The following is a 25,647-nucleotide window of genomic DNA, read 5'->3' on the forward strand; positions in this document are numbered from 1 at the left end:
TGCGACCTTTAGCGGAAATGCGACCACAATAAGGTCACCCAGGTGATAAGCGCAACGACAATTGCCAGCAGTACTGCCGCCGATCCCATATCTTTGGCACGGCCTGAAAGTTCGTGTCTTTCCGTGCCGATACGGTCCACGACGGCTTCAATTGCACTGTTTAAAATTTCTACGATCATTACCAGCAGCACCGAGCCAATCAGCAGCACGCGGGTGATGGGATCGACATCCAGCCAGCAGGCGATAATGATAGCCACAAGGGCAGCCACGCCTTCCTGACGAAAAGCGGCTTCGTTGATCCATGCCGCACGAAATCCTTTCCAGGAATAACCCGCTGCGTTGATAATCCGGGTTAATCCGGTGGTATTATTGGCCATCAAAAGAACCTTTTAACATTATTAGCGTCAATGATATAACGCGCTTCCTGCGTAAGCTCAGAAAATCTGTTCACTTTCTGATATCCTTGCAGCGCATTTGCATGATTAACCAGAGGCTTCACATCGTTTATGTCCGGCTGGCCACGAATTTACTACAAATTACTGAATTTACCATTAAGTGTCCTGGTAAAGAGCAAGTCTATTCCGGCGGAACCTGCGCAGGAGTTGGGCCTGGATACCTCCCGCCCAATTATGTACGTATTGCCTTACAATTCAAAAGCGGATTTGCTGACGCTGCGCACGCAGTGCCTGGCGCACGATCTTCCCGATCCCATGGAGCCGCTGGAGATCGACGGCACCCTGCTGCCGCGCTACGTCTTTATACATGGCGGCCCGCGTGTATTCACGTATTACACGCCGAAAGAAGAGTCTATCAAACTCTTCCACGACTATCTGGACTTGCACCGCAGCAATCCGGGGCTGGACGTACAGATGGTGCCGGTATCGGTGATGTTTGGACGTTCGCCAGGGCGTGAGAAAGGCGAGGTTAACCCGCCGCTGCGCATGCTCAACGGCATACAAAAGTTTTTTGCCGTTTCCTGGCTGGGGCGCGACAGCTTTGTTCGTTTCTCCCCCTCGGTCTCTCTGCGCCGGATGGCCGACGAGCACGGAACGGATAAGATCATTGCGCAAAAGCTCGCGCGCGTTGCGCGTATGCACTTTGCCCGTCAGCGTCTGGCGGCCGTAGGGCCACGTCTGCCCGCTCGTCAGGATCTGTTTAATAAGCTTCTGGCGTCTAAAGCGATTGCCCGGGCAGTAGAAGACGAAGCGCGCAGCAAAAAAATCTCTCATGAAAAAGCGCAGCAGAATGCCATTGCGCTGATGGAAGAGATTGCCGCTAACTTCTCTTACGAGATGATCCGCCTGACTGACCGTATTCTGGGCTTCACCTGGAACCGTCTGTATCAGGGGATTAACGTGCATAACGCCGAGCGCGTGCGGCAGCTGGCGCATGATGGTCATGAGATTGTCTACGTGCCCTGCCACCGCAGCCATATGGACTATATGCTGCTCTCCTACGTGCTCTATCATCAGGGTCTGGTGCCACCGCATATTGCCGCGGGCATCAACCTGAACTTCTGGCCTGCCGGGCCCATTTTCCGCCGCCTGGGCGCGTTCTTTATTCGCCGTACCTTTAAGGGTAACAAGCTCTATTCGACGGTGTTCCGTGAATATCTCGGTGAACTGTTCAGCCGCGGCTATTCCGTTGAGTATTTTGTCGAAGGTGGCCGCTCACGTACTGGCCGTCTGCTGGATCCAAAAACCGGCACCCTGTCGATGACCATTCAGGCGATGCTGCGCGGCGGGACACGCCCCATCACTCTGGTGCCGATTTATATCGGCTATGAGCACGTGATGGAAGTGGGTACTTACGCCAAAGAACTGCGTGGCGCGACGAAAGAGAAGGAAAACCTGCTGCAGATGATGCGTGGTTTGAGCAAGCTGCGTAATCTCGGTCAGGGCTACGTCAATTTTGGCGAGCCAATGCCGCTGATGACCTACCTGAATCACCATGTGCCCGAGTGGCGTGAATCCATCGATCCAATTGAGGCAGTGCGCCCGGCCTGGCTAACGCCAACCGTTAACCGCATCGCCGCCGATCTGATGGTGCGCATTAACAATGCAGGCGCGGCGAACGCCATGAACCTGTGCTGTACCGCGCTGTTGGCTTCCCGTCAGCGCTCTCTGACCCGTGAGCAACTGACGCAGCAGCTGGATTGCTATCTCGATTTGTTACGTAATGTGCCGTATGCGCCGGATTCTACTGCGCCTGTGGCCACGGCGAACGAACTTATCGAGCATGCACTGCAGATGAATAAGTTCCAGGTCGAGAAAGATACCATCGGCGATATCATCGTTCTGCCGCGAGAGCAGGCGGTCCTGATGACGTATTACCGCAATAACATCACGCATATGCTGATGCTGCCCTCGCTGATTGCCGCCATTGTGACTCAGCATCGGCAGATTTCACGTGACGCCCTGCTGCACCATGTGGAACTACTTTACCCGATGCTGAAAGCCGAACTGTTCCTGCGCTGGGATACCAGTGAAGTGGCGGGGGTGATTGACGCATTGACGGCAGAAATGGCGCGCCAGGGGCTGATTACCTGTGAGGACGCGGAGTTCCGTATCAACCCGGCCCGTGCCCGAACGCTACAACTGCTGGCGGCAGGCGCGCGTGAAACGCTACAGCGCTATGCCATTACCTTCTGGCTGCTCAGTGCTAATCCGTCGATCAACCGTGGCACGCTGGAGAAAGAGAGCCGTACCGTGGCGCAACGTCTGTCCGTGCTGCACGGCATCAACGCGCCGGAGTTCTTCGATAAAGCGGTCTTTAGCTCTCTGGTGCTGACGCTGCGTGATGAAGGCTATATCAGCGATACCGGGGATGCGGAACCGGCAGAAACGATGAAGGTTTATCAGATGCTGGCGGAGTTAATTACCTCGGATGTGCGGTTAACGATTGAGAGCGCGGCACAGGGCGAGTGATAAAAATGCCGGATAGCGGTGATACCACCATCCGGCAAATCCAGGCCAAACGTCATAACCCATTGTAATTTTATCTTTCGTAGGCCGGGTAAGGCGAAGCCGCCACCCGGCAGGTTTATGCGAACGACCAGTAACTTACCGCCAGCCCGACAAACAGCGCCAGTCCGACATAGTTATTATTCATAAATGCCTTAAAACAGGCATCACGTTCACGCTGCATAATCAGCTTCTGCTGATACACAAACAGCGCGCCCGCTACGGCCACCGCCGCGTAGAATGCGCTGCCCAGCCCGTTCAGCCAGCCAATAGCGATCATCAGCGCCAGCACTGCCACCTGTAAAAGTCCAATGATCAACCGATCGTACTGCCCGAAAAGGATCGCCGTTGATTTCACGCCGATCTTCAGATCGTCATCGCGATCGACCATCGCATACTGCGTATCGTAGGCCACCGCCCAGAGAATATTACACAGGAACATCAGCCAGCAGCTCAGCGGCAGCGTTTCGCTGACGGCGGCGAACGCCATCGGGATCGACCAGCCGAAGGCCGCCCCCAGTACTACCTGCGGCAAATGGGTGTAGCGTTTCATAAATGGATACACCCATGCCAGCAGCAGCGCAGCAACGGAAAGCAGGATGGTCATCCGGTTCAGCGTCAATACCAGCAGGAAAGAGCACAGCACCAGCACGACAAACAATATGCGCGCCTCTTTGCCGCTGACGGCCCCGCTGGGTAACGGCCGGTTTGCCGTGCGCTTCACATGGCCATCAATTTTGCGATCGGCATAATCGTTTATCACACAGCCCGCCGCGCGCATCAGCCAGACGCCAGCGACAAAAACGGCCAGGATCCACAGCGGCGGCAGGCCCGGCGTCGCCACCCATAGCGCCCATAGCGTCGGCCACAGCAGCAGCAGCGCGCCAATAGGTTTGTCGGTACGCATCAGGCGATGATATGCCAACAGCTTATTCTGCGTCAGACTCCACTCCATTTCTCTCTTCCTTCTGGTAAATCGGTGATGCCGGTAAAAATAATTCGGTCAATAACAAGGGCTTTCCATTAAGCCGCAGCCGCGAGCGCCGTCCCCACAGATCGTCGCTCATCCCGATCTCGATAAAATCACGGGTCAGGGTTGAGGAAGTAAACAGATAGCGGCCCAGCGGCGTTTTACCCAGTTTTTGCAGCGCCAGCTCAGGACCGTTTAACGTTGATTCCGGCACAACGGTGCGCCCCACCAGCCACGGAACCTCGTCCGCACAAAGCACAATTTCCCGCAGCCAGTAGCGCGTTTCGTACGGCAATAGCGCCTGCTCTTCGGTAATCTCTTCCCGGCCAACAAACGCTTCGCGAAGTAAAGTAATGCTGACCGTCTTCCCCTGCTGTTCAAACCGTTTGGTCATCGAATCTTCCAGCAATAACCACTCTCGCAGTGCGGATTTTAGCGGGGGGATATGATCAAGATAGCGCAGCGCACGCAATTGCGTTAGCGCAGGATGTGACATGCCAGTTTCTCCGGTACATAGCCTGAAAACATTGTAACGCAGAAAAGTGGGATGGGGGGCGGGTTAGATGCAAAAGCGCAACAGATATGTAACACCGGATAGCCGGAAAAAAAGTGCGCCCCGAAGGACGCACCGAAAGGCTAAGCCTAAACATCAGCATTGTGGGGCAACCATCACCCCTTGCCTTTTACACTGCTGATAAAGGTGGAACGCGCTGAAGTTGACCCCAGACGCTCTGCTTCGTTAAGTAATTTCAATGCCTTATCGACATCGCCTTTATCAACAGCCTGTTTAATAGCCTGATTAAAGTAGGCTTCAGTATCATTCAGAACCGGCTCGTTTTTGGCGGCAGGCGCGGCGACCGGTGCGGCGGCTGTTGCGCTATAGGCAGGTGCTGCCGTATTACCGACGGTCACCGAGCCCTGATTTGAGGAACCAAACAGCGGGCCGACCAGTACGCTGGAGCTGCTATTGGTTTTCACTTTCAGTTTCACGACGCCATCGGTGGTGTGACGGGCGACAGGATCGGGAATATCCGGTACCGCATTGCCGATGCCTTTGGCGTAGGCTTTGGCTGGATCCAGCAGCGTGGTGGTTTGCTGGAGATCTTTTTCAGTGGTAAAGACCAGCACGTAAATTTTCTGTTGCCCCAGCGCAGGCGTCAGGCGCATCACCCCTTCAAGACGATCGGCGCTCATCACGCCCGGCTCCTGATAGGTAAAATAGCTGCTGGGGAAAAACGCCGACGGCGTCAGGTTCTGATCGAGGATCAGCACGTTCGGCGCATAGACGCTGCTTTGTTTGTTGACTTCACTGGTCAGCGTTAAGGTCAGCTCGCCGATATTCGCTGGCACGCTATAGGCGACAACCGGACCGGTAATGCCTGCAACGTCAAGGCGTTGCCCAACGGAAGCAATGGTCGAGGTTTGCTGTTTAGACTGATCGACCGGTGTCCACGTGAGCTGCTGCAGGGCAATGGCAGGAATAGCCGGGGCGGCAGCGGTGTTTTGCGGTACGTAGTTGACCTCAGCCAGGCTAACCGCCGGGGCTGCTGCCAGTAACCCCGCCGTCAGGCAGAGTGCAACGAGACTTTTGTTCATTTTCATTGTTATCACCTCAAAGTACCCGGGTGTAGCGGTGGCCAGGCAATAGCGCGCCAACCCTTAAGACGTTGAGGGGCTTGCGCCCCTCTTTATGTCAGATTAATGCGGTATTACCACCAGATTTCCATCTGTGCGCCGAAGGTGAATTCATCATCGTCGCCACGGCTGCTGGAGAACTGGCCGTTACCGGTAGAGTCGCTGATCGCTGAGCGGCCGATATTGCCGTTAGCATCTTTAGCGTAACCCCAGTTTTCATCCCATTTCGCATAGGTTGCGAAGACACGCAGTGCCGGGCGAGACCAGATGCTGTCGCCAGCCTGCCATTGTTGCGCGAGGGTGATTTTGTACTGGCTGTTACGATCGCTGGTTTGCTGTGATTTCACGTTGTCGTAGCCCACTTCCAGCAGGGTGCTCATGATCGGCGTCCATTTGTACATCGGGCGCACGCCGACGGTGTACCAGTCGGTACCACGATCGTCGTCACGATCAATTTTCTGGTACATACCGACGTACATCAGGTCCCATTTGTCAGCAAGCGTAATCGCACCGTGGTCAATCACGCGCCACAGAGAGCCATCGTTATTGACGTTGCGATCGGCTGCAATATCTTCATCGGTCCAGGAGCCCTGCGGAATACCTTTACCCTGTGCGGTCATGGCATCAGTAGCATATTGCAGAACAAATTTGTTAAAGCCTTTCATCATGCTCTGGGTATGTTCAGCAGTGAACATCCAGCCATCTTTTGATGCACCGTCTGCCAGACGATAATCATCAGTGGTGTTAGCACGACCGTAATCCACACCAAATTCCAGCATGCCGTCCGGGTTAGTTTCCAGACCGGCTAAACGCACGTCATACACGTCGTTGGCGGTATCTTTGGTCGCGTCATAAATATGGTTGCTGCTGAAGGAGGTAGAACCACCGGATTCCTGTGAACGCGTGGCGGCAAAGGAGAGTTTACCGATACCATTCAGATCGATGTTTTCGATACCGGCACCAGGACCTGAAATATCCCAGTAGTAGAAGTCGATCATGTGAACGTCATGACGCTGATAGAAACGCTTACCGGCCCAGATAGTAGAACCTGGCAGCGCATCGATCAGGTTTTTACCCTGCACGTTGGCTTCGCGGAAGGCCGGATCGGTGGCTTCCCAGTCATTCTGTTGTGCAACGGAGTAGGCGACGTTGGTGTCGAAATAGAAGCTCTTATCGCCTTCTTTCCACACTTCCTGACCCAGTTTCAGTTCCGCATAGGTTTCACATTCGTTACCGAGACGGTATTTACTTTGTGCACCGGTTGCCTGGAAACACTGTTGTTCGCCGCCGCTGCCGGTCCAGCCGATGCCGGAACGAGCATAACCTTTAAAATCGACGGCACCAGCGTGGGCAGAGAGAATGCCCGCGGTAATGGCGATCGCCAGTGGAAGTTTGCGCAGAGTAGTCATTATTCTATCTCCTGAGATCATTGCTTTTCTTTTATTACGCATCGTTCTTTACAGACTTTGCGTATTTAATGGGAATGCTTAAACGCCCGGCTCTTGATGCAACCGACGACATGCAGTGCCATCCTCACGGAACAGATGGCAGCGCTCTGGCGGCAGGCCGATAGCGAATGTGGCACCCTCTTCTACCAACACCACGTCATTCTGGCGGTACACCAGGTTCTGACGGATGGCGGGGATTTGGATATGGATCTGTGTTTCGTGGCCTAACTGTTCGACGACCTGAACCACGCCTTCCAGCGTGACATCAGCGATATCGCTGGGCAGCAGATGCTCAGGGCGAATACCGAGCGACATATTTGCGCCCACCTGAACGTTGGCGCTATCGACCGGTAGCCAGACGTGCTGACGGTTAGGCAGCTCAACCTGCACCTGATCGATCGCGGTTGCCGTGACCTTCACCGGCAGGAAATTCATTTTCGGCGAGCCAATAAACCCCGCGACGAAACGATCTGCCGGGTAGTGATACAGCTCCAGCGGCTTGCCTACCTGCGCCACCCGACCGGCGTCCAGCACCACAATTTTGTCGGCCAGCGTCATCGCTTCGACCTGATCGTGAGTGACGTAGATCATCGTTCGGCCCAGGCGTTTGTGCAGGCGGGAAATCTCAATGCGCATTTGCACGCGCAGCGCGGCGTCAAGGTTCGAGAGCGGTTCATCAAGCAGGAACACGCGCGGTTCCGCCACCAGCGTGCGGCCAATCGCCACGCGCTGACGCTGTCCGCCAGAAAGCGCTTTCGGCTTACGCTCCAGCAGATGTGCAAGCTGGAGCACTTCCGCCACCTGATTAACGCTCTGCTTCATGACCTCTTTTTTGGCACCCGCCAGCTTGAGACCAAACGACATATTTTCGGCAACGGAGAGATGGGGATAGAGCGCATAGGACTGAAACACCATACCCACACCACGTTCGGCCGGCGGGACATCGTTCATTCGGGTTTCACCGATGAACAAATCGCCACTGGTGATGGTTTCCAGACCGGCAATCATGCGCAACAGGGTCGATTTCCCACAGCCTGACGGTCCAACAAAAACCACGAACTCACCTTCATGGATCTCGAGGTTGATATCTTTTGATACCACCACGTCGCCCCAGGCTTTCGTTACATTCCGTAGCTGTACGCTCGCCATGCCCTCTCCCTTCGTTACAACCTGTCATCAACAGAAACATTCAAGATGGGCTGACTATGGGCCAAACATTGATGTGGTAAATCCTCCACCCCCTCTCTTTTTTATGGGGGAGGAGTTGGGAGGATGAGGCGCATGCTTCTGAGACCAGAAGCGGCGGGCCGCAGCTATTTTCGTGATGCGTCCGACAAAAATCGGCGTGTTTTTATGTGCGCTGGGACGCATAACTCAAATTTATGCAATGGAGATCACAGAACGAAGCGGTGGGGCGTAGAGGTGGGGAGGATGGAAAGGGCTTGCCAAACCCGGAGACTGAGCATCGTCAAGCCACCTGAGCGTCTCCACGAGTAATGACCATAAGGACGGGATAATATGAATATCAAAACTGGCGCACGCATCTTCGCACTCTCTGCTCTGACAACGATGATGCTTTCCGCCTCAGCTTTCGCCAAAATCGAAGAAGGCAAACTGGTTATCTGGATCAACGGCGATAAAGGCTACAACGGCCTCGCTGAAGTGGGTAAGAAGTTTGAAAAAGACACCGGCATTAAAGTGACCGTTGAACACCCGGATAAGCTGGAAGAGAAATATCCGCAGGTTGCCGCGACTGGCGACGGCCCGGACATCATCTTCTGGGCGCACGACCGCTTCGGGGGCTACGCTCAGTCCGGTCTGCTGGCAGAGGTTACGCCAGACAAAGCCTTCCAGGACAAACTGTATCCTTTCACCTGGGACGCCGTGCGCTATAACGGCAAGCTGATCGCTTATCCGATTGCGGTAGAAGCGCTGTCGCTGATTTATAACAAAGACCTCGTACCGAATCCGCCAAAAACCTGGGAAGAAATTCCGGCGCTGGATAAGTCGCTGAAAGCGAAAGGTAAGAGCGCGCTGATGTTTAACCTTCAGGAACCGTACTTCACCTGGCCGCTTATCGCTGCCGACGGCGGCTATGCGTTCAAATTTGCTGACGGCAAATACAACGTGAAAGACGTCGGCGTGGACAGTGCGGGCGCGAAAGCGGGCCTGAACTTCCTGGTCGATCTGATTAAAAACAAACACATGAACGCCGATACGGATTACTCCATCGCCGAAGCCGCCTTTAATAAAGGCGAAACGGCGATGACCATCAACGGTCCGTGGGCATGGTCCAACATCGATAAGAGCAAAGTGAACTACGGCGTCGCGCTGCTGCCGACCTTCAAAGGCAAGCCGTCTAAACCGTTCGTTGGCGTGCTGAGTGCGGGTATCAACGCCGCCAGCCCGAACAAAGAGCTGGCAAAAGAGTTCCTCGAAAACTACCTGCTGACCGATCAGGGTCTGGCTGAAGTGAACAAGGACAAACCGCTGGGTGCCGTGGCGCTGAAATCCTTCCAGGATCAGTTAGCGAAAGATCCGCGCATTGCCGCTACCATGGATAACGCCCAGAAAGGCGAGATCATGCCGAACGTTCCGCAAATGGCTGCCTTCTGGTATGCAGTTCGCACCGCAGTCATCAACGCTGCCAGCGGTCGTCAGACGGTGGATGCGGCGCTGAAAGATGCTCAGGGTCGTATTACGAAGTAAGGCTATCGTGTCTTTATCAGGTCTGCCTCTATTGCAGGCCTGATAAGGCATTTATGCCAGGACGAATTATTGTTGTAGAGGACGATCCCCATGGATGTCGTTAAAAAGAAACACTGGTGGCAAAGCGAGACGCTGAAATGGTCAGTGATTGGATTGCTGGCGCTGCTGGTGGGTTACCTTGTTGTTTTAATGTACGCCCAGGGGGAGTACCTGTTCGCCATCATGACGCTGATTTTAAGCGCGGCTGGCCTGTATATTTTCGCTAATCGTAAAACCTACGCGTGGCGCTATGTTTATCCTGGCATGGCCGGGATGGGGCTATTTGTCCTGTTCCCGCTGGTGTGTACCATCGCCATCGCCTTTACCAATTACAGCAGCACCAACCAGCTTACCCAGGAGCGCGCGCAGCAGGTGCTGATGGACCGCTCTTATCAGGCGGGTAAAACCTATAACTTCGGACTGTATCCGGCGGAGACTGAATGGCAACTTGCGCTGACCGACGGCGAAACCGGAAAAAATTATCTCTCCGACGCCTTCACTTTTGGCGGCGAGCAGAAAATCGCCCTGAAGGAAGTGGACGCCCTGCCAACGGCTGAGCGGGCTAACCTACGGGTGATCACCCAGAATCGCCAGGCGCTGACCCAGCTTACCGCCGTGCTGCCTGATGAAACTAACGTCATCATGAGCTCACTGCGCCAGTTCTCCGGCACGCGTCCTCTGTATACCGAGGCCAGCGACGGGACGCTGACTAACAATCAGAGCGGGGTTAAATACCGTCCGAACAATGAGATCGGCTACTATCAGTCGCTTAACGCCGACGGTAACTGGGGCGATGAGAAATTAAGCCCCGGCTACACCGTGACTATCGGCTGGGATAACTTTATGCGCGTCTTTACCGACGAAGGCATTCAGAAACCGTTCTTCGCCATTTTCGTCTGGACGGTGGTCTTCTCGGTGCTCACGGTGATACTGACCGTCGCGGTGGGCATGGTGCTGGCCTGCCTGGTACAGTGGGAATCGCTGAAAGGAAAAGCGGTCTACCGCCTGCTGCTGATCCTGCCCTACGCGGTACCGTCGTTTATCTCGATTCTGATTTTCAAGGGGCTGTTTAACCAGAGCTTCGGCGAAATCAACATGATGCTCAGCGCGCTGTTCGGCATTAAACCGGCCTGGTTCAGCGACCCGACAACCGCCCGCGCGATGATCGTCATCGTCAATACCTGGCTGGGTTATCCCTACATGATGATCCTGTGCATGGGCCTGTTAAAAGCCATCCCGGACGATTTATACGAAGCGTCGGCAATGGACGGCGCAGGGCCGTTCCAGAACTTCTTTAAAATCACGCTGCCGCTGCTGATCAAACCGCTGACGCCGCTGATGATCGCCAGCTTCGCGTTTAACTTTAATAACTTCGTGCTGATCCAGCTGTTGACCAACGGCGGCCCGGATCGCCTCGGCACCACGACGCCAGCGGGCTATACCGATTTGCTGGTGAGCTATACCTACCGCATCGCCTTTGAAGGCGGCGGTGGTCAGGACTTCGGCCTGGCGGCCGCTATCGCCACGCTGATCTTCCTGCTGGTCGGGGCGCTGGCGATTGTGAATCTGAAAGCCACGCGCATGAAGTTTGATTAAGGGAGATAACGATAATGGCCATGGTCCAACCCAAATCGCAAAAATTACGTTTATTCGTGACGCACCTACTGCTGCTGGTATTTATCGCAGCGATCATGTTTCCGCTGCTGATGGTCATCGCCATCTCGCTGCGTGAAGGTAACTTCGCTACCGGCAGTCTGATCCCGGAGAGCATCTCCTGGGAGCACTGGCGGCTGGCGCTGGGTTTCAGCGTGGAACATGCGGATGGCCGCGTGACGCCACCACCGTTCCCGGTGCTGTTGTGGCTGTGGAACTCAATAAAAATCGCGGGTATTACGGCAATTGGCATCGTGGCGCTGTCCACCACCTGCGCCTATGCATTCGCCCGTATGCGTTTTCCGGGCAAAGCAACACTGCTGAAAGGGATGCTGATTTTCCAGATGTTCCCGGCGGTGCTGTCGCTGGTGGCCCTGTACGCATTGTTTGACCGTCTGGGGCAGTACATTCCGTTTATCGGCCTGAACACGCATGGCGGGGTGATCTTCGCCTATCTTGGCGGTATCGCGCTGCATGTATGGACAATCAAGGGCTATTTTGAAACCATCGATAGCTCGCTGGAAGAAGCGGCGTCGCTGGATGGCGCAACACCGTGGCAGGCGTTCCGTCTGGTTCTGCTGCCGCTGTCGGTGCCGATTCTGGCGGTGGTGTTTATTCTGTCGTTTATCGCCGCCATCACCGAAGTGCCGGTGGCCTCGCTGCTGCTGCGTGATGTGAACAGCTATACGCTGGCGGTCGGAATGCAACAGTATCTCAACCCGCAAAACTATCTGTGGGGCGACTTTGCTGCCGCAGCAGTACTCTCCGCCATTCCGATTACCGCCGTGTTCCTGCTGGCCCAGCGCTGGCTGGTCAACGGCCTGACGGCAGGCGGTGTGAAAGGTTAAGTTTCATCGTTCGAAGCCACTGCAAAACCCTCAACTTTTCAATGATCTTTACTTGTGACCTTTGTTGGCGCTCTTCGGAGCGCCGTTTTTTTATGTCATACGCACGGTTATGCTTCAATGAGCTGACCACTATCCAGTGAAATCCGTCCCGGTGTTGTTCAGTTTATTGCAGCGTTTGCTGATACGTCTGCCGAACAGGTCATACTTATATTCCCAGCGCTCATCCTCAGGCGTCTCCAGCCCGGTTAAATAGGCTCCAGGCATCCCGGCGATAGCGCTACTGAAGCATGACGAGGTGTAGAAGCTGCGCAAGCAACTTTATCAGGATAAACAGGGGATTAAGAATATACTCATTTAGTGGAATGAACGAGAATTAAATAATAAAAAGTCGGGAAGTTTTGAGGGTTTTCTCAGATTTTTATTTAAAATTCAACAGGATGCAGAAATACATTATTTATGGATGTAGAAAAAGAAACATATTTACTTGTACCCGGAGAAGAGTTTACATCTAAAAATATGACTTCGCCACCTAATGAGATAGTTAAAATCCCATCGTCTTCATAAGATAAAACTTGTGCAATAAATGAAAATTTATTATCGATTATTTTGATGACAGGAGTCTTTTCATTTGTACTCTCTATATTCCTTCCCCATTCAAATGTGTCATCCACATCTAATTCAACATGATAGCGGCCATCTGTTTGTGGTGGTTCCCCACACCATACAGCTACTCCTTTACCTAAAGAAGATGTGAATTCAACTTTATCCTCATGAAACTTTAATATTGTTACATTCGTCATTTTAATATTGGTACCCGTACAACAACATTATCGACATTCATTACATTATTTATAGGATCTAATGTCCATATTTCTTCATAATAATGATGTTTAGTGGGTTTACTGTTCATTTCATGATTACCATAACGAATACTTTTTTTACCATCAGCCAAAACTATTCTGTCCATGTCTGGTAATTCCGTCCTGGGATGAGTGTTTGTATGAGGGCCGGGGCCAAGGAAATCATTCCATCGACTAAGAGCATCTTCTGGTTAACTACTTTAGGTGCATAAGTTTCATTGTAATATCCCTACCCGGGAGGGGTTGTCTTTGCATCAGTTTTACATACCCCAACCGAGCTATCCATGACAGTGGATTCGGCGCATAACTGTAGAGATTGATGCCCTTATCCATCCCTATCGGGTCAAGTTGCGTAATCCAGCCAAAGTCCAGTTCGTACCGTCAGTTTTGGTCGTACTGTCCTGAAATTACCAAGTCATAATACATACGCTACCGCCATACCCTGATCAGTTAAGTTATCTGCACAAGCATTATTTTACTCTTAAATCAGTGGGTTAAACACAAAAATTCATCCAAAATACATTGCCGTTTTAAAATCGGCTATATCGGAGTTTCTCGTACCAACCGTAAAACCAAAATCCTCACCGGATATTCGCAAACCCCCAGCCTGCATCTTAAGGGCAACTGGCTGGAAGAGGCGGGACTTGAGACCAGGCGCGGCGTGACAGTAAAGATCTCGAAGGGGTGCCTAACCATCATCGCTGACAATAACAAGATGCAGGAACTGCACGAGCAGCTTTATCAGACTAAACAGGTGGTTAAGGAGATTAAGGATGTGCTAGTTTAGTGGACTGAACTGGAATTAAATAATAAAAGAACCGGGAAGATTTAATACCTCCCCGGCTATATGTTATTTTTTCATTTCGTTATATCTGGCAAAAAAAGTATTTAAAGCATCATTCTCATCCTGAGAGAACAATAATATTATCTTATCCCAAGAATGGCCTTTAACTTCATAATAATCCTCAATATAATACTGGAATTTTGCGAAAACCTCCATATTAGTAACACCTGTCGGATCTCTCATTTGCCAGCCATCTAAAAAAGCTTTTAGGGATGATATAGTATGTCTGCTTAAATATAAAGCAGGCTTTTTTTCTATCATATTAATCAATTTAACAATATCATTCATAATCAAGCCCTTGTAGAAACAGCTGTATATTCACCCGGAGAATATAGGTCATTCAGCCAGTCTTGATATTTTATACAGCCCTACCGGATCTGCACAGATATACTGCCCTGCCTCACAATCATAGTACCGGAATCGGTTATAGTACAGCCCCGCCCCCTCATCCTCATCCTCATCCTCATCCTCATCCTCATCCTCATCCTCATCCTCATCCTCATCCTCGTACTGCCCGAAAAACTGACCTATGGTTTTACTTAATATTTATTTTGCAATAAAAACCCTTCATATTCTCATCAGCTGTAATTAACTCATACACTATTTTTTTGCTCTCAATGTTTCTCTTATAACAAGTTAAATATGGATATTGGATAAAAGCAATAAATGAATGGAGTAGTTTTTTCGCATTTGATACATCGAAATCACTCATTGTAAAATCTATATTATACTTTAAATTGCTTACTGTTATATTTATATCAAAAATACCACTCTGAGAGGAAAAAAAATCTTTCATCTCAAAGTATATCCCTGTGTCTGTTATCAACTTAATATTGTTAACACTCTGAATAAACATACATTACCTCTGCTTTGGAATATAGACACCATTATTTGCGTTCTTAGGATGAGAATATACAGTTACAATTTTTTCCGTATATTCATCAGTAATAACTGTATTGCCTCTTTTATCTTGGTAACGCCATACAGGTTTTCCTGTTTCAGGATCAATTTCTTTTACTCTATTTTTCTTGTTATTATTAATTATATTATCAATTACCTCGGATGTAAAATTACGCTCATTCGCTCTTTTAGCTCCATGATCTGTAAATACACGACCATAAGGCGTTTTGTCACCTGGTTGAATACATACACGAACCAATCCTAGCGGATCGATCCAGTTTAACGGATTAGGTGCATACTGATATAAGTTTAAACCACCAAGTAGTCCTATCGGGTCTGGTGCAATATACTGCCCTGCCTCACAATCATAGTACCGGAACCGGTTATAGTGCAACCCCGATTCCGCATCCTCATACTGCCCCGGAAACCGCAGGCGGCACGTCGGGGCATTTTCTCTGTGCCGGCTTTCTTCCCGGCCCCAGAGTTGTTGCTTTCCACGCCAGACAATGGTGCCGTCTTCGGTCAGCAACTCCTGAATGCGACCAGCCGTATCTGTGATGGTATAGTGCAGCACGCCTTTCTCATAACGCGCCAGCGGTATGAAGCTTCCCGGTTCATATACCCAGCGAATGGCATTTTCGTATTCCGGTATGCCATCAGCCCCGACCGGAATTTCCTCCGTCAGCTGGTCGCCGTTCCAGTGGAAGTCCATGCCGGGTTTGTCCCGGTTGGTACAGCGCTTGCTGATATGCCTGCCGAACGGGTCGTATTTATATTCCCAGCGTTCGCCCTCCGGCGTTTCCAGCCCGGTAAGCTGACTTCTCGCATCCCAGCGGTAGCGCCACTGAAGCGGGCGCCAGCCGCCTTTATCAACCCGTTTTTCCACCAGACGACCGTTAACATCGTATTTCCAGGTGGTCTGTTCATCGCGGATGACCTTAACAAATTTACCCTCTTCCGGCATTCCGCTGTCCGGGTTAATGCGATGTGTCGAGTGTCGCCACGCTTTCTCTTCCCGCGACATCACCCGGCCATGCTGCTGGCGCTGGTGGGACTCACTTTCCATCACCTCATTTATCCAGGTCTGGCGGCGGGAGATATTGAGATTTTTGTCGTAAGTGAAACGCTCTTCCCGCATCGGGATGTCGCTGCTGCCGGTCCAGGTGGCATGGCTTATCTGGTCGTTTGCCGTGATACTGTTGACCATCGTTCCCCGCAGGGAGTCGGCAATCATCGTCAGATTGTAAGCTTTGTCATACAGGTACTGGCGACGGAGAGTATTATTGCGCCGGTAATGCGGGTTCAGCTCTGTCAGGTCACCGGCCTGCTGCTCAGTCAGCATCCCGGTGGGGGTGTAGCGCTGGCGGAGGCTGAACCCGGCTTCGTTCTGCCGGGATATCTCGTGGCCGCACAGGTCGCGCTCCAGGCTCAGCGGCGCGTGGTCCGCAATCCGCCACTGCGTGAGTTCCCTCATCAGCCCATGGGTAAAGTGTTCCGTTATACCCGCAGTGGTGCGCTGCGAGACCGTATCCTGTTGTGCATCGTAGCGGTACTCTGTTCGCCTGCCGTTAAGGGTTTCGGCGGTGATCCGGCTTGCGCCATCATATTCATACGTGACGGTGGCATCATTGTTTCGGGCTTCTGTCAGGCGGCACAGCGCGTCGTAAATGAACGTCGTACGACTGAGAATCTGGTCGCTGTCGCCCTGCGTCACTTCCTCATTTGTCATCAGGTTGGTGACGCTGTACCGACGATTAAGGTGTGTGCCGTCCGGGAAGGTAGTGCGGATACAGCGGCCTGCGGCATCATATTTGTAGGTTAACGTGCGCCCGGTAAAATCAGTTTCTGCAATAAGCTGCCCGGCTTTGTCATATTCCAGTCGGTAGCTTTCACCTTCTGCGTTGGTGATTTCAGTCAGGCGAGTGAGTTTATCGTAGCGGCACTCCAGCCGCTCACCATCCGGGCGGACGACAGCGGTTAGCAGGTCAAACGCGCCATATTCGTAGCGGGTGGTTTTGCCTTCGCCATCGGTGAGACTTTCCGGCAGCTTTTCGCTGTTCTGGCGCATCAGTTCCCGCACGCCGTCCGGGCGGTTAATCTCCTCCATGCTGCCTTCTGGCCCGGCATGATTTTTACTGTGGCGGAACTGTGTGGTGAAGCCCAGTGGGTCCCGCACGCTCAGCAGGCGACCCAGAATATCCTGCTCTGCCTGCGTCACGCCACCATCCGGTGCGGTGGTTTCCCGCACCTGGTGCAGGGCATCGTAATTCCACTGCCAGGTGCCACCGCCCGGCATAATCTGCCGGAGTAAATCACCCTGCTCACTGTAGCTGAACTGCTGCTGACGCCCCTGTGGGTCGGTCAGGCAGACCATACTGCCTTTATCGTCGTAAGCCCACTGCCATTCCTGATTACCCGGCAGCGTCAGCCGGGTTAACTGCCCGGAATTGTCATAGTCGTAATACAGGCTGTAGCCGCCCGGCAGGGCAACCTGGCGGATATCACCGTCATCGTTATAGTGATATTCCGTGGTTCGCCCGAGCGCATCAGTCCGGGACTGAAGCTGTGTGTTCTCCCAGACCGTGATTTCTTCCCGACCCAGCGGGTCAGTGCTGCGGGTGATGAGGCCGTCTTCATTGTACCAGTACCGGCTTTCGCCTCCTTCGGCATCAAGATAAGTGGTACAACGCTCATCAACGTGATAGATAAACCGGTCGTCGTAATAGCCTTCCGGTGTGGAGACATGGGTGACTCGTCCTGCTTCATCATAGCGATAATTAACCTGTGTTTTATCCGTATCCCGCCAGCGGATCATCAAACCCTCAGGGGTATATTCATGCCACAGTTGCGTGAACTGGAAAGTGTCGCACTCCGCCAGAAAGCCATTATCGTCGTATTTACAGGTCACCAGCCGCTGGCGCTGCGGCGTGACCAGGTCAATGTTCACCAGTTGCTGCTGGTGCCAGTCAAGCGCGAGCGTATAGCCGTCGCTATGGCGGATTTCCGTCAGCAGGCCATCAGTGCGGAGAAAATCAATCCGGTTACCATATCTGTCGTGAATGGCAGACAGTAAGTAAATAGCGGTTCCTGCCGGGGAAAATACTCGTGTCTGCTGTAAGCGGCGGTCAAAGAGAGTGAGTTCACTGCACATGGTGCCGGACAGCCGGTAACTCGTCTGACGGGAATTTACGGCCCCGTGAAAAACACCGTCCTGTGGAATGGGGTAACGGAGCACTACCCCTTCATGGTCGGTAAAACACAGATTATCATTTTGTAAAGTCAGCGACTGGGACCAGTCATCTGACCACATGCCACCAAAAAGACCCTTTTTCTTTGCACGTGAGCGGTAAAATCGTGACAGTTTGAGCGGGACCGACCCCGGAATGTGCAGGACATTCAGTTGCTGGAGCAGACTGCCGCTCACTACATCAACCGGATCGCTGCGGCACGTCAGGAAGTCACTATCAAACTCTTCTCCCTGCCCGGCCTTTCCTTTTCCCCTTCCTTTAATGATGGCACCATCCATGTCTGCGCCACCGGCAGTTCTCAGTGAAAAAGCCATGAACAGGCTTTGTGCGGCCGTCATCAGCCCCTGATTTTCAGGCGTATTCATGGCATTAAAGGTGTCCAGCGCTTCCCCGCCAATCTGCTCTGCCATATTTTGCGCGGCTTCCGGCGTTGTGTTGTAACGGGCAGATGCATTGAGCATTGCGCCGATAGCCTGGCTGTTCATTACGCCATCGGCAGTATGATCGGTAAAAAAATCAGTGACTGATTCCTTTATTGCCTGCGCCGTTTCAGCCATGGCCTGCCCCTCCAGCCGCCGTGACTCCGCTTCGCGTTCATAAGCACGGGACAGCATGTCCATAAACGTCTGTTCTTGCGCAGTTTCAGGCCTGATTTCCGGATCGGCCTCTTTTGCCATAACACTGGCGGCGGGTGGCTGGCCGATAATGATGCCAGTGGTATTTCTGGCGTTCATCCAGAACTTATCGAAGTGGCGCAGAACGGGCTTGCCACCGGCTCTGAAGGTGGTGCTGTGCTCCAGCGGTTCGCAAATATCCCCCACCGTACCGCTTTTCACTCCCTTAGCCACACCCGGCTCATCGCCTTTTGTCAAGGGAACGAAACTTTGATCCAGTACCAGCACCGGGTGTCCGTTCGCTTTGACTGACGGTACAACCAGTACAGCATCACCCAGACTGGCGGTAACAGGGTAAGGGACGGGCGGCGTGGAGGGACCTATCGGGGTTTTACAGACATCCGGTGTCAGGCTGATGGCCGTCCACAGTCCGTCCTGACGGGCGATATAATTCTTCGCCATCATTATTCTCCTGTAGCGTAATAACGGGCTTCCATCACCCGTACTGACGAATTAACGGGCAACAGATAACGCCATGTCTGTTCGACAGTCAGTGCATCCGTGTCAATGAGCAGCGTGTCGGTCCACATCATCTGCGGAATACATTCACCAGAGTCCATCCGCAGCAGGATACCGGCCTGACTGGCGGGCAATGCAAAAGTGATATCACCATCAGGATGAAAGCCACTCAGGATGAAGTCTGCACCGGGCAGAGGGAAAGGAATTTGCTGGTCATGGGGGGCCGCGTTCCAGTAACGGAAATCAAAATCTTCCGGCAGGCTCGGGTGGCGGTTTTCCAGCCATTCCTGATTGTAAGTCCCGGCCAGCGGCAGTCGGGGTAGCCAGGTGCGGCCAATGACACCAAAACCTGCGGGTTGACATTCCGGGGCCGACCAGTCGGCTTTATCGTCGGAAACGTCGATAAAATGCTGAAGGGTGAACGGAGCGTCCATGGCGATAATCCGGGGAGCTTCGACCCGCTGTACTTTACTGGCCCGCAGATACCAGGACGGCGCATAACCCAGCCCCAGCGGATTTACCGGGCAGGCCGTATGCGCCAGCGGCGGGTTATATGACTCAGGGTGCTCGCACCGTTGTTCGTCCGTCAGACGATATTCTGCCGGGATGAGGTCAGCATATTCGCTGTCAGGTTCGATGCGACATTCGCCGCCAAAGGCGTAACGATAATCCAGCGGTAAGGAGGTGAACGGCTCAGGCTCTGTTTCGTACCACTGCCCGGTCAGGAAATGGCGCTGATAAAAGCGCGGGCCAGTTATCCGTAGTTTCTTATCCAGCAATACGCTGCCTGATGCTGACCGCATCAGCACGCCTGCTGATATCTCCGGCACGGCAACACCGCCTGGTGTGCTGGCCGTTCCGTTAATGATAATGTCGCAGGCGGGTTTCAGAGGCACGAGATCGCTTTCGTGCACCACCGGAGAGGCATTCATTTCTCCGGAGAATTTATCTTCCACACTTAAGGGTAATGCCGGATACTCCATCAGCATTGTCTGCCATTGACCATCAGCGCTCTGCATAAGACGAAAACCGGTTTTCATGGTAACGACGTGATACCGTTCGTCATGCTTATCATCCATCGCATATTCCATCACTGAGAACGGCGTCAGATTACGAAATTCCATATATTATGTTCCTGACCAATAATATAAGCTGTGTTTATTTATATCTCTTATTTATTTGATGAATGAATATAATCACTATGCTTACAAAGGGGCGTTAATTAGAAAGTATTTTGAATACAGATTTTGTGAGGCGTGTCTGTATTATAAGATTATTTTAATTATTCTCTCCTGAATTATTTGTTTTTTATATGCCAAATTGGCATTTTATATTGCGGGAAATATTATTGACTATATTTTTTAGTTCTATTGTTATTCCTTGAAAAACATCTAAGGAAAATATATCTCTGTATACAGAGATACTGTCTAAATCAACGAATAAAGTTACAGACTGAAGTTCAGTTTTTCATTTCTTTAACCTCTTTCCGGGGATAATTTCCCTCATGCATTGTGTTGTCTGCGAACGACGCCCTTTGCTTCATGCCCTAAAAGAAGCACCTGAATCATTCAAGATGACCATTCCCTTTACCGGCGCAAACCTCGTAACACACCGAACCATAGAGACTGTGGCAACATTTATCCTTTCTCTTCGGATTCACTGTACCGGACCTGGCAACCTGACGGCTGCCTTGCCGTCAGGTTGCACGAGATATTTTTTTATTCGCGTTTTAGCCGCTTGGTGTTACATAACCACAGCGTGATCACCAGCAGCAGGATCGCACCGGAGTAGACCAGCACATCAAGGGGCGAGGTATGATCAACGATGATCAGACGGACAATCGCCGTGATCCCAATGTAAACAAAATAGCGCAGCGGGAAGTGAAAGCCGGACTGAAAATACTTCACGATCAGCGCGATAAATTCGAAGTAGAGGAAATAAACCACCAGCCCCTCGACCAGCTCATATTTGCTGGTTTGCTCTGGCGCGAAGAGTACTTCCGCCAGATGCACCGTCTCTTTACCGAGAAAGACGACCAGAATAAGGCCGAGACTTAACAGCCCCAGATTGAGGACGGTCTGAAGGATAGTGGAGATAAACTCCACCGCCGGGCGGGGTAGCGATGACATAGCAGCACCTTTTGCTAAAAATATCAGGCTCAGATATAGCGCAAAAGTGTGATCCAGATCTACATTTTTTATCCTGGTTTTAGTCAGTCAACGTAAAGGCGTGGCGGGAGAACAACGTTATTGCGGTGGGTGACCCTGCCCGGTGGCGCTACGCTTACCGGGCCTACGGTTGGGGAAATGCTCTGACGCTGGCTGTGTACCTTGCTGCCCGGTGGCGCTGCGCTTACCGGGCCTACGATTGGGGAAGTACCTTCACGTAGGCCCGGTAAGGCGCAGCCGCCACCGGGCATTGCAACACCGCGGCCAGATTATCCGCAACAGACTCAGCGGAAATTCACGCTCTTGTCGCTGGTCATGCCGTACAGATCAAACTTGCGCCCCAGCATCTGCCCACCGTCGCGCGTGAGCGGCGTCCAGCCAATCGCTGCACGGCTGCGGGTTGGGCCGGATGAGAACAGATCCAGCGGCACCGAAACATACACGCCTTTGGTGAAATCTCCTTCCCCGTACTCATCCGCTGAAACGTTGGTGATGGTGGCATAACCGCCGACCACCACGCCGCTGTCGAAGCGTTTGGCGATATCCAGCGTGCCGCCTTTATCACCCGCAAGGTATTGACCAACACTGGCTTTGACCAGCACATCCTGGGCAAACGGCGGCGTCCAGTAGGCGGTCAGATGGCCGGTTTTAACGCTGTAATCGGTGAATTTCATCATATCCTGCGCGCTGCGCCAGTCACGCTGCTTAACGTAGTTGGCATCCAGACCGACCGCCCAGTTGCTGTCTACCGGACGATACAGCACCTCGCCCCCCGCGCCGCCGTACATGGTCTCAAGGTAGCCACCGTATACCTGACCATAGAAATTATTCCCCAGGTACTGGAAGTAGTTGGCCTGTAGGTTATTCACATACACGTCATTCTCAACGTATTCACGCACGTGAGTACGCACGCGCGGCAGCTTTGAATCGCTCGGTGGATTGGTGTAGTTAAACTTGTCGTAATTATTTGCCACGTTGGCAAACAGGCTGCCGGTGGTTAACAGATGATCGGTGAGCCACAGATCGGCGGTGCCCATCACCCCGAGCTGATACATGTAAAAACTCTCCGGACCGCCAAAGGACTGGTTAAGCACCGGATCGAGATGGAAGTCAAAACGCGATTTATCGAAGTACCAGCCCTGCTCGGTATTCTCCGGCACGATCGGCGTAACGCGCTGTTGCGCCAGCGGCGTCTCGTGTCCCAGAGGCTCACCTTCCAGATGACGCTTCAGGCTGGCAACGTCGGTTTGCGTTGTCACCTGCGGCATATTCAGGCGATTTTCAGTCACCCGGATGGTACGAATGCCGTCCGGCAGATCGTTGATGATGATCCGGTTTGCGCGTTCAATGCCTTCCTGCGAATCGCGATATTTCACCTGTTCGCCGGTGACATACAGCGTATCGCCTTTCACCTGAATTTGCGGATCGGTCAGACCGGCATTGTATTTCAGCAGGGTAAGCTGATTCGACACTACCGAGTGTTGCAGGATGGCATCCTGCGGCTCTGGCTGATACTGCGGACGGGCGTTGTCGTTGTACTTCGGTCGCAAATCGTTGAAGTTAGTACGCAGGGTCACGCCGAACATCAACGTATTGCCGCGTTCGTAGCTGACGTTAACGTCAGCCCAGTCGGTCGCGCGGTAGATCGCCCCGACGTTAAACTTACTTTTCTGTTCCAGCCGACCGGCAAAGTCCTGCTGGTAGTTATTGCCTTCGTATTCCAGCTTCAGACGCAGCGGTTGCCACGGCGTCTGGTACTCTACGCCGCCAAACAGGGAGGCCGGACCGCGAAACATTTCGCCGGTATCCATCGATCCCGCCTGCTTGTAGCTGTTGTCTCGATGGCAGTATTTGTCGCTCACCGAGCAAAACGGGTTGCTGACATTGCCGCTGGTACCGAGGTAGCCCCAGCCGAGCCCCAGCGAGAAGTCAAACGGCCCCCAGGCTTTATTGGCGACCAGATATTCCGCGTCAAACAGTCCGGTCCCGCCGATGTCACGCGCGCCAGCGGAGACCTGCGGTAGCCAGTAGCTCTCTTCCCACAGGCGCAGTTTGACGTCGAAGGCTTTGTCTTTATAGGTCTGATCGCCGGAGAAGGACTCAACGGTGCTGTAGGGCTTTGTACGCACGTCGGTATAACGCAGGGTGGTTTCCAGCCACGGGAACAGCTGAACTGAGGCGGAGTAGTAGCGATACTGATCGTTATCACGGTAGTTAAGGCTCAGCTCCCCTTCCCGCGCCATGCGGGCGGTCGGCGTTTGTAACAGCCCTACGCCGCCAAAGTCGGATTGCGAGGGGCCAATGGGAGCCGGATAGGTTTCTGCCTGGCAGGCCGCGCTGACACCCAGCGCCAGTAAACTGTAGAGATACGTTTTTTTCATTATTCAGGTACCCGCTGCGTCAGGGAGCGAACAATATCTGCATTGAGTTCATCCGGGGTCTGACTCCATAACGAGTCGGCAAAACCGACAAAGATCGTGCTGCCCGGCATCAGCTCTACGTGGCGATGATTCCAGTACGCCACCGGCACTTTTTGCGTGCGCCCGTCAGGATAAATAACCCACGCGTAGCTGCGGTCTGCGCCACTCAGCACATTAATGCCATCAAGGTAACTGGCCACATCACGACCAGGCGTAAACGGTTTTTTCCCCGGCTGGCTTACCAGCCCAAAAAGTGTTACCGACGTGGGACGCGGCCCCGCCCACAGGCTGTACTCGCCTTCCAGCCGCGGATTACCGCTGTTGCTGACCCGAACGGTATCCGGGTCAAGGTTAATCCGCTGTCTGCCGGTCACGTTTACTGCCTTTAGCTGCTGGCGCAGCGCGTTAATGGCGGCTCTGTCGTCACCGCTCTCTTCGCTCGCCACCGTTGCCAGACGCGCCAGTAATGTCTGATGCTGCCGTTGTGCAACGACGGTGGCCTGGCGCTCGCCGATCACCGCGCCCGGCCACCAGCTATCCGCCAGCTGCGGTTGCCCGACAAGATCGATAAGATGTTCTGCGCCAGTCAGCGTTTTCGGTTGCGCACCCGGCGGGGAATAAACCTGTACCGTTCCTGCCGCCATCGCCAGGGAGGACATAAGGCTCATCATCAGCGACGCAATGACATGTTTTTTCATGGTTTCGCCGCCTTGATTAATGTGGTTTTGACCGGGAAGAAATCCGCACCCAGGTACTGTACCGACTGCCGGATTTGTCCTTCACTGTCGACCCAATACTGGTTGTGCCAGCGGGCCTGATCGGTTTCCACCTCTTCGTCGAGAACGCGCACAGATGTACTTTCACCGCCAACCACAACGCTGTCCGTTCCCTGCCAGTGAAAGACGGAGCGGGCGGTGGCGTAGCGCACCTGTTGGTATTCAGTCCAGCCCATCGTTCGGGTCCAGCTGGCTCCGTCAACGATCTGGTTCGGCTTCGCCAGCGGGTCGGCGGCCAGATTGTTCACTTCCAGCAGGTTATCGCCGCCGAGCAGGGTTTTGACGAGACGCCCGTGCCGGGTCACCAGCGTGGCCTGATCCTGCGTCACCCATTTCTGCTGCCCGTTTTCGGCGAAAGCGAGCACCACAAACAGCTGCGGGCCATTGTTAAGCTGCACATACTGGCTGGCGTACGGCATGTTTTGAATATCATCGTCCGTGAGATGGACCCCAGGTGTACCAAACAGGCTGTTCCACAATGAGTCTCCTAACCCTTTTGTGGTTGATGAACAGGCCTGGAGTAGCAGGCAAATCATAACGAGTGCTGGTCGCTTCACGACTCTTCTCTCCGGAGGGGCAAAATAACCACACCGAAGTGTGGTTATGGTTAATGTACCCGGTGTTAGCGGGTACTGGTGGTCGTGGTGGTTGTAGTCCCGGTATTGGAACCATCACCACCACCCGTTGCCGCCAGAGCGACACCCACGGCCGAGCTTACGGGGCTGACGCTGCTTGTGGTGGAACTCCCCACAGAGACAGACGTCGCCGCCGAACCTGCGGCCTCACCGACCTGAACCGGTGCTGCATACGCGGTCGCAGCCGCGCAGGCGGTTATGGCAAAAATGCCATACAGGATTTTACGCATATCAATTTCCCTTCATTGAATGAATGGAGGTGCCTGAAATATCCAGGCGGGTTCGAGTATACACAACCCGAATTGAGGAGATATCGTGAAGAAATAGGCGCTGGATTTAAGTAAAATCAGATAAAATAATATTATACGAATATAAAAACATTAAAAATCAAAGACATT

22 protein-coding genes are annotated in these 25,647 nt (G+C 52.9%); 5 read left to right on the top strand and 17 right to left on the bottom strand.

Annotation, left to right across the window (positions count from 1 at the left end; genetic code table 11):
* Nucleotides 1-8: 8 nt before the first annotated feature.
* Complete coding sequence (locus P0H77_RS21170) at nt 9-377, bottom strand: diacylglycerol kinase (RefSeq protein ID WP_276159134.1); 369 nt, start codon at nt 375-377, stop codon at nt 9-11.
* A 129-nt stretch (nt 378-506) separates the two neighbouring features.
* On the opposite strand from P0H77_RS21170, the gene plsB reads away from it, so the two are divergent.
* The gene (gene plsB / locus P0H77_RS21175) at nt 507-2,927 is read left to right on the top strand and encodes a glycerol-3-phosphate 1-O-acyltransferase PlsB (RefSeq protein ID WP_276159135.1); all 2,421 of its coding nucleotides are present in this window, start codon (nt 507-509) and stop codon (nt 2,925-2,927) included.
* A gap of 115 nt (nt 2,928-3,042) precedes the next feature.
* Here the strand turns inward: plsB and ubiA are convergent, their stop codons facing one another.
* From ubiA to malK, 5 genes are all read right to left on the bottom strand, one after another.
* On the bottom strand, nt 3,043-3,918 hold the full coding sequence (gene ubiA, locus P0H77_RS21180; protein ID WP_276159136.1) for a 4-hydroxybenzoate octaprenyltransferase: 876 nt from the start codon (nt 3,916-3,918) through the stop codon (nt 3,043-3,045).
* Nucleotides 3,893-4,429: a chorismate lyase gene (ubiC, locus tag P0H77_RS21185; protein ID WP_276159137.1), complete on the bottom strand. Its 537-nt coding sequence runs from the start codon at nt 4,427-4,429 to the stop codon at nt 3,893-3,895. Before ubiC ends, ubiA begins: the two co-directional genes overlap by 26 nt.
* Nucleotides 4,430-4,602: 173 nt before the next feature.
* Nucleotides 4,603-5,535 carry a maltose operon protein MalM gene (gene malM, locus P0H77_RS21190; RefSeq protein WP_276159138.1) on the bottom strand — a complete coding sequence of 311 codons (933 nt, stop codon included), beginning with the start codon at nt 5,533-5,535 and terminating at the stop codon, nt 4,603-4,605.
* Nucleotides 5,536-5,642: 107 nt separating this feature from the next.
* Nucleotides 5,643-6,980, bottom strand: a complete 1,338-nt coding sequence (locus tag P0H77_RS21195; protein ID WP_276165194.1) for a maltoporin — start codon at nt 6,978-6,980, stop codon at nt 5,643-5,645.
* Between the two features lie 75 nt (nt 6,981-7,055).
* Nucleotides 7,056-8,165, bottom strand: a complete 1,110-nt coding sequence (gene malK, locus P0H77_RS21200) for a maltose/maltodextrin ABC transporter ATP-binding protein MalK (RefSeq protein WP_176920907.1) — start codon at nt 8,163-8,165, stop codon at nt 7,056-7,058.
* A 369-nt stretch (nt 8,166-8,534) separates the two neighbouring features.
* Between malK and malE the strand changes: the two genes are divergently transcribed.
* From malE to malG, 3 genes are all read left to right on the top strand, one after another.
* Nucleotides 8,535-9,725: a maltose/maltodextrin ABC transporter substrate-binding protein MalE gene (malE, locus tag P0H77_RS21205; RefSeq protein WP_276159139.1), complete on the top strand. Its 1,191-nt coding sequence runs from the start codon at nt 8,535-8,537 to the stop codon at nt 9,723-9,725.
* Between the two features lie 90 nt (nt 9,726-9,815).
* On the top strand, nt 9,816-11,360 hold the full coding sequence (gene malF, locus P0H77_RS21210; RefSeq protein ID WP_276159140.1) for a maltose ABC transporter permease MalF: 1,545 nt from the start codon (nt 9,816-9,818) through the stop codon (nt 11,358-11,360).
* Nucleotides 11,361-11,374: 14 nt separating this feature from the next.
* Complete coding sequence (gene malG / locus P0H77_RS21215) at nt 11,375-12,265, top strand: maltose ABC transporter permease MalG (RefSeq protein WP_176920910.1); 891 nt, start codon at nt 11,375-11,377, stop codon at nt 12,263-12,265.
* A 129-nt stretch (nt 12,266-12,394) separates the two neighbouring features.
* Here the strand turns inward: malG and P0H77_RS21220 are convergent, their stop codons facing one another.
* The 3 genes from P0H77_RS21220 to P0H77_RS21230 all read right to left on the bottom strand — a co-directional run bounded on the left by P0H77_RS21220 (nt 12,395) and on the right by P0H77_RS21230 (nt 13,232).
* Nucleotides 12,395-12,577: a hypothetical protein gene (locus P0H77_RS21220; protein ID WP_276159141.1), complete on the bottom strand. Its 183-nt coding sequence runs from the start codon at nt 12,575-12,577 to the stop codon at nt 12,395-12,397.
* Between the two features lie 110 nt (nt 12,578-12,687).
* Nucleotides 12,688-13,065 carry a hypothetical protein gene (locus P0H77_RS21225; protein WP_276159142.1) on the bottom strand — a complete coding sequence of 126 codons (378 nt, stop codon included), beginning with the start codon at nt 13,063-13,065 and terminating at the stop codon, nt 12,688-12,690.
* Entirely contained in the window at nt 13,062-13,232 is a 171-nt protein-coding gene (locus P0H77_RS21230) for a hypothetical protein (RefSeq protein WP_276159143.1), read from the bottom strand. The genes P0H77_RS21225 and P0H77_RS21230 overlap by 4 nt, the downstream gene beginning before the upstream one ends.
* A gap of 410 nt (nt 13,233-13,642) precedes the next feature.
* On the opposite strand from P0H77_RS21230, the gene P0H77_RS21235 reads away from it, so the two are divergent.
* Nucleotides 13,643-13,912: a SymE family type I addiction module toxin gene (locus P0H77_RS21235; protein ID WP_276165195.1), complete on the top strand. Its 270-nt coding sequence runs from the start codon at nt 13,643-13,645 to the stop codon at nt 13,910-13,912.
* A 63-nt stretch (nt 13,913-13,975) separates the two neighbouring features.
* Here the strand turns inward: P0H77_RS21235 and P0H77_RS21240 are convergent, their stop codons facing one another.
* The 8 genes from P0H77_RS21240 to yjbE all read right to left on the bottom strand — a co-directional run bounded on the left by P0H77_RS21240 (nt 13,976) and on the right by yjbE (nt 25,479).
* A complete protein-coding gene (locus P0H77_RS21240) occupies nt 13,976-14,257 on the bottom strand; it encodes a hypothetical protein (protein WP_276159144.1) in 282 nt (93 codons plus the stop codon).
* Nucleotides 14,258-14,828: 571 nt separating this feature from the next.
* A complete protein-coding gene (locus P0H77_RS21245) occupies nt 14,829-19,196 on the bottom strand; it encodes a PAAR-like domain-containing protein (RefSeq protein WP_276159145.1) in 4,368 nt (1,455 codons plus the stop codon).
* The gene (locus P0H77_RS21250; RefSeq protein ID WP_276159146.1) at nt 19,196-20,374 is read right to left on the bottom strand and encodes a DUF2169 domain-containing protein; all 1,179 of its coding nucleotides are present in this window, start codon (nt 20,372-20,374) and stop codon (nt 19,196-19,198) included. The genes P0H77_RS21245 and P0H77_RS21250 overlap by 1 nt, the downstream gene beginning before the upstream one ends.
* A 594-nt stretch (nt 20,375-20,968) precedes the next feature.
* The gene (psiE, locus tag P0H77_RS21255) at nt 20,969-21,379 is read right to left on the bottom strand and encodes a phosphate-starvation-inducible protein PsiE (protein ID WP_103677341.1); all 411 of its coding nucleotides are present in this window, start codon (nt 21,377-21,379) and stop codon (nt 20,969-20,971) included.
* A gap of 323 nt (nt 21,380-21,702) precedes the next feature.
* Entirely contained in the window at nt 21,703-23,799 is a 2,097-nt protein-coding gene (locus P0H77_RS21260; RefSeq protein ID WP_276159147.1) for a YjbH domain-containing protein, read from the bottom strand.
* Nucleotides 23,799-24,536: a capsule biosynthesis GfcC D2 domain-containing protein gene (locus P0H77_RS21265; RefSeq protein ID WP_276159148.1), complete on the bottom strand. Its 738-nt coding sequence runs from the start codon at nt 24,534-24,536 to the stop codon at nt 23,799-23,801. Before P0H77_RS21265 ends, P0H77_RS21260 begins: the two co-directional genes overlap by 1 nt.
* On the bottom strand, nt 24,533-25,171 hold the full coding sequence (locus P0H77_RS21270; RefSeq protein WP_276159149.1) for a YjbF family lipoprotein: 639 nt from the start codon (nt 25,169-25,171) through the stop codon (nt 24,533-24,535). The genes P0H77_RS21265 and P0H77_RS21270 overlap by 4 nt, the downstream gene beginning before the upstream one ends.
* Before the next feature lie 65 nt (nt 25,172-25,236).
* Entirely contained in the window at nt 25,237-25,479 is a 243-nt protein-coding gene (yjbE, locus tag P0H77_RS21275; RefSeq protein ID WP_103677337.1) for an exopolysaccharide production protein YjbE, read from the bottom strand.
* Between the last annotated feature and the right edge of the window lie 168 nt (nt 25,480-25,647).

The sequence above is a fragment of the Superficieibacter sp. HKU1 genome (assembly GCF_029319185.1).
Lineage (GTDB): Bacteria > Pseudomonadota > Gammaproteobacteria > Enterobacterales > Enterobacteriaceae > Superficieibacter.

Excerpts from the sequence above, each read along its gene's own strand:
- malK (WP_176920907.1), bottom strand. The coding sequence starts at position 8,165 with ATGGCGAGCGTACAGCTACGGAATGTAACGAAAGCCTGGGGCGACGTG.
- P0H77_RS21240 (WP_276159144.1), bottom strand. The coding sequence starts at position 14,257 with ATGAATGATATTGTTAAATTGATTAATATGATAGAAAAAAAGCCTGCT.
- P0H77_RS21225 (WP_276159142.1), bottom strand. The coding sequence starts at position 13,065 with ATGACGAATGTAACAATATTAAAGTTTCATGAGGATAAAGTTGAATTC.
- plsB (WP_276159135.1), top strand. The coding sequence starts at position 507 with ATGTCCGGCTGGCCACGAATTTACTACAAATTACTGAATTTACCATTA.
- malE (WP_276159139.1), top strand. The coding sequence starts at position 8,535 with ATGAATATCAAAACTGGCGCACGCATCTTCGCACTCTCTGCTCTGACA.
- psiE (WP_103677341.1), bottom strand. The coding sequence starts at position 21,379 with ATGTCATCGCTACCCCGCCCGGCGGTGGAGTTTATCTCCACTATCCTT.
- P0H77_RS21260 (WP_276159147.1), bottom strand. The coding sequence starts at position 23,799 with ATGAAAAAAACGTATCTCTACAGTTTACTGGCGCTGGGTGTCAGCGCG.
- yjbE (WP_103677337.1), bottom strand. The coding sequence starts at position 25,479 with ATGCGTAAAATCCTGTATGGCATTTTTGCCATAACCGCCTGCGCGGCT.
- P0H77_RS21170 (WP_276159134.1), bottom strand. The coding sequence starts at position 377 with ATGGCCAATAATACCACCGGATTAACCCGGATTATCAACGCAGCGGGT.
- P0H77_RS21245 (WP_276159145.1), bottom strand. The coding sequence starts at position 19,196 with ATGATGGCGAAGAATTATATCGCCCGTCAGGACGGACTGTGGACGGCC.
- ubiA (WP_276159136.1), bottom strand. The coding sequence starts at position 3,918 with ATGGAGTGGAGTCTGACGCAGAATAAGCTGTTGGCATATCATCGCCTG.
- malG (WP_176920910.1), top strand. The coding sequence starts at position 11,375 with ATGGCCATGGTCCAACCCAAATCGCAAAAATTACGTTTATTCGTGACG.
- malM (WP_276159138.1), bottom strand. The coding sequence starts at position 5,535 with ATGAAAATGAACAAAAGTCTCGTTGCACTCTGCCTGACGGCGGGGTTA.
- ubiC (WP_276159137.1), bottom strand. The coding sequence starts at position 4,429 with ATGTCACATCCTGCGCTAACGCAATTGCGTGCGCTGCGCTATCTTGAT.
- malF (WP_276159140.1), top strand. The coding sequence starts at position 9,816 with ATGGATGTCGTTAAAAAGAAACACTGGTGGCAAAGCGAGACGCTGAAA.
- P0H77_RS21230 (WP_276159143.1), bottom strand. The coding sequence starts at position 13,232 with ATGGACAGAATAGTTTTGGCTGATGGTAAAAAAAGTATTCGTTATGGT.
- P0H77_RS21250 (WP_276159146.1), bottom strand. The coding sequence starts at position 20,374 with ATGGAATTTCGTAATCTGACGCCGTTCTCAGTGATGGAATATGCGATG.
- P0H77_RS21265 (WP_276159148.1), bottom strand. The coding sequence starts at position 24,536 with ATGAAAAAACATGTCATTGCGTCGCTGATGATGAGCCTTATGTCCTCC.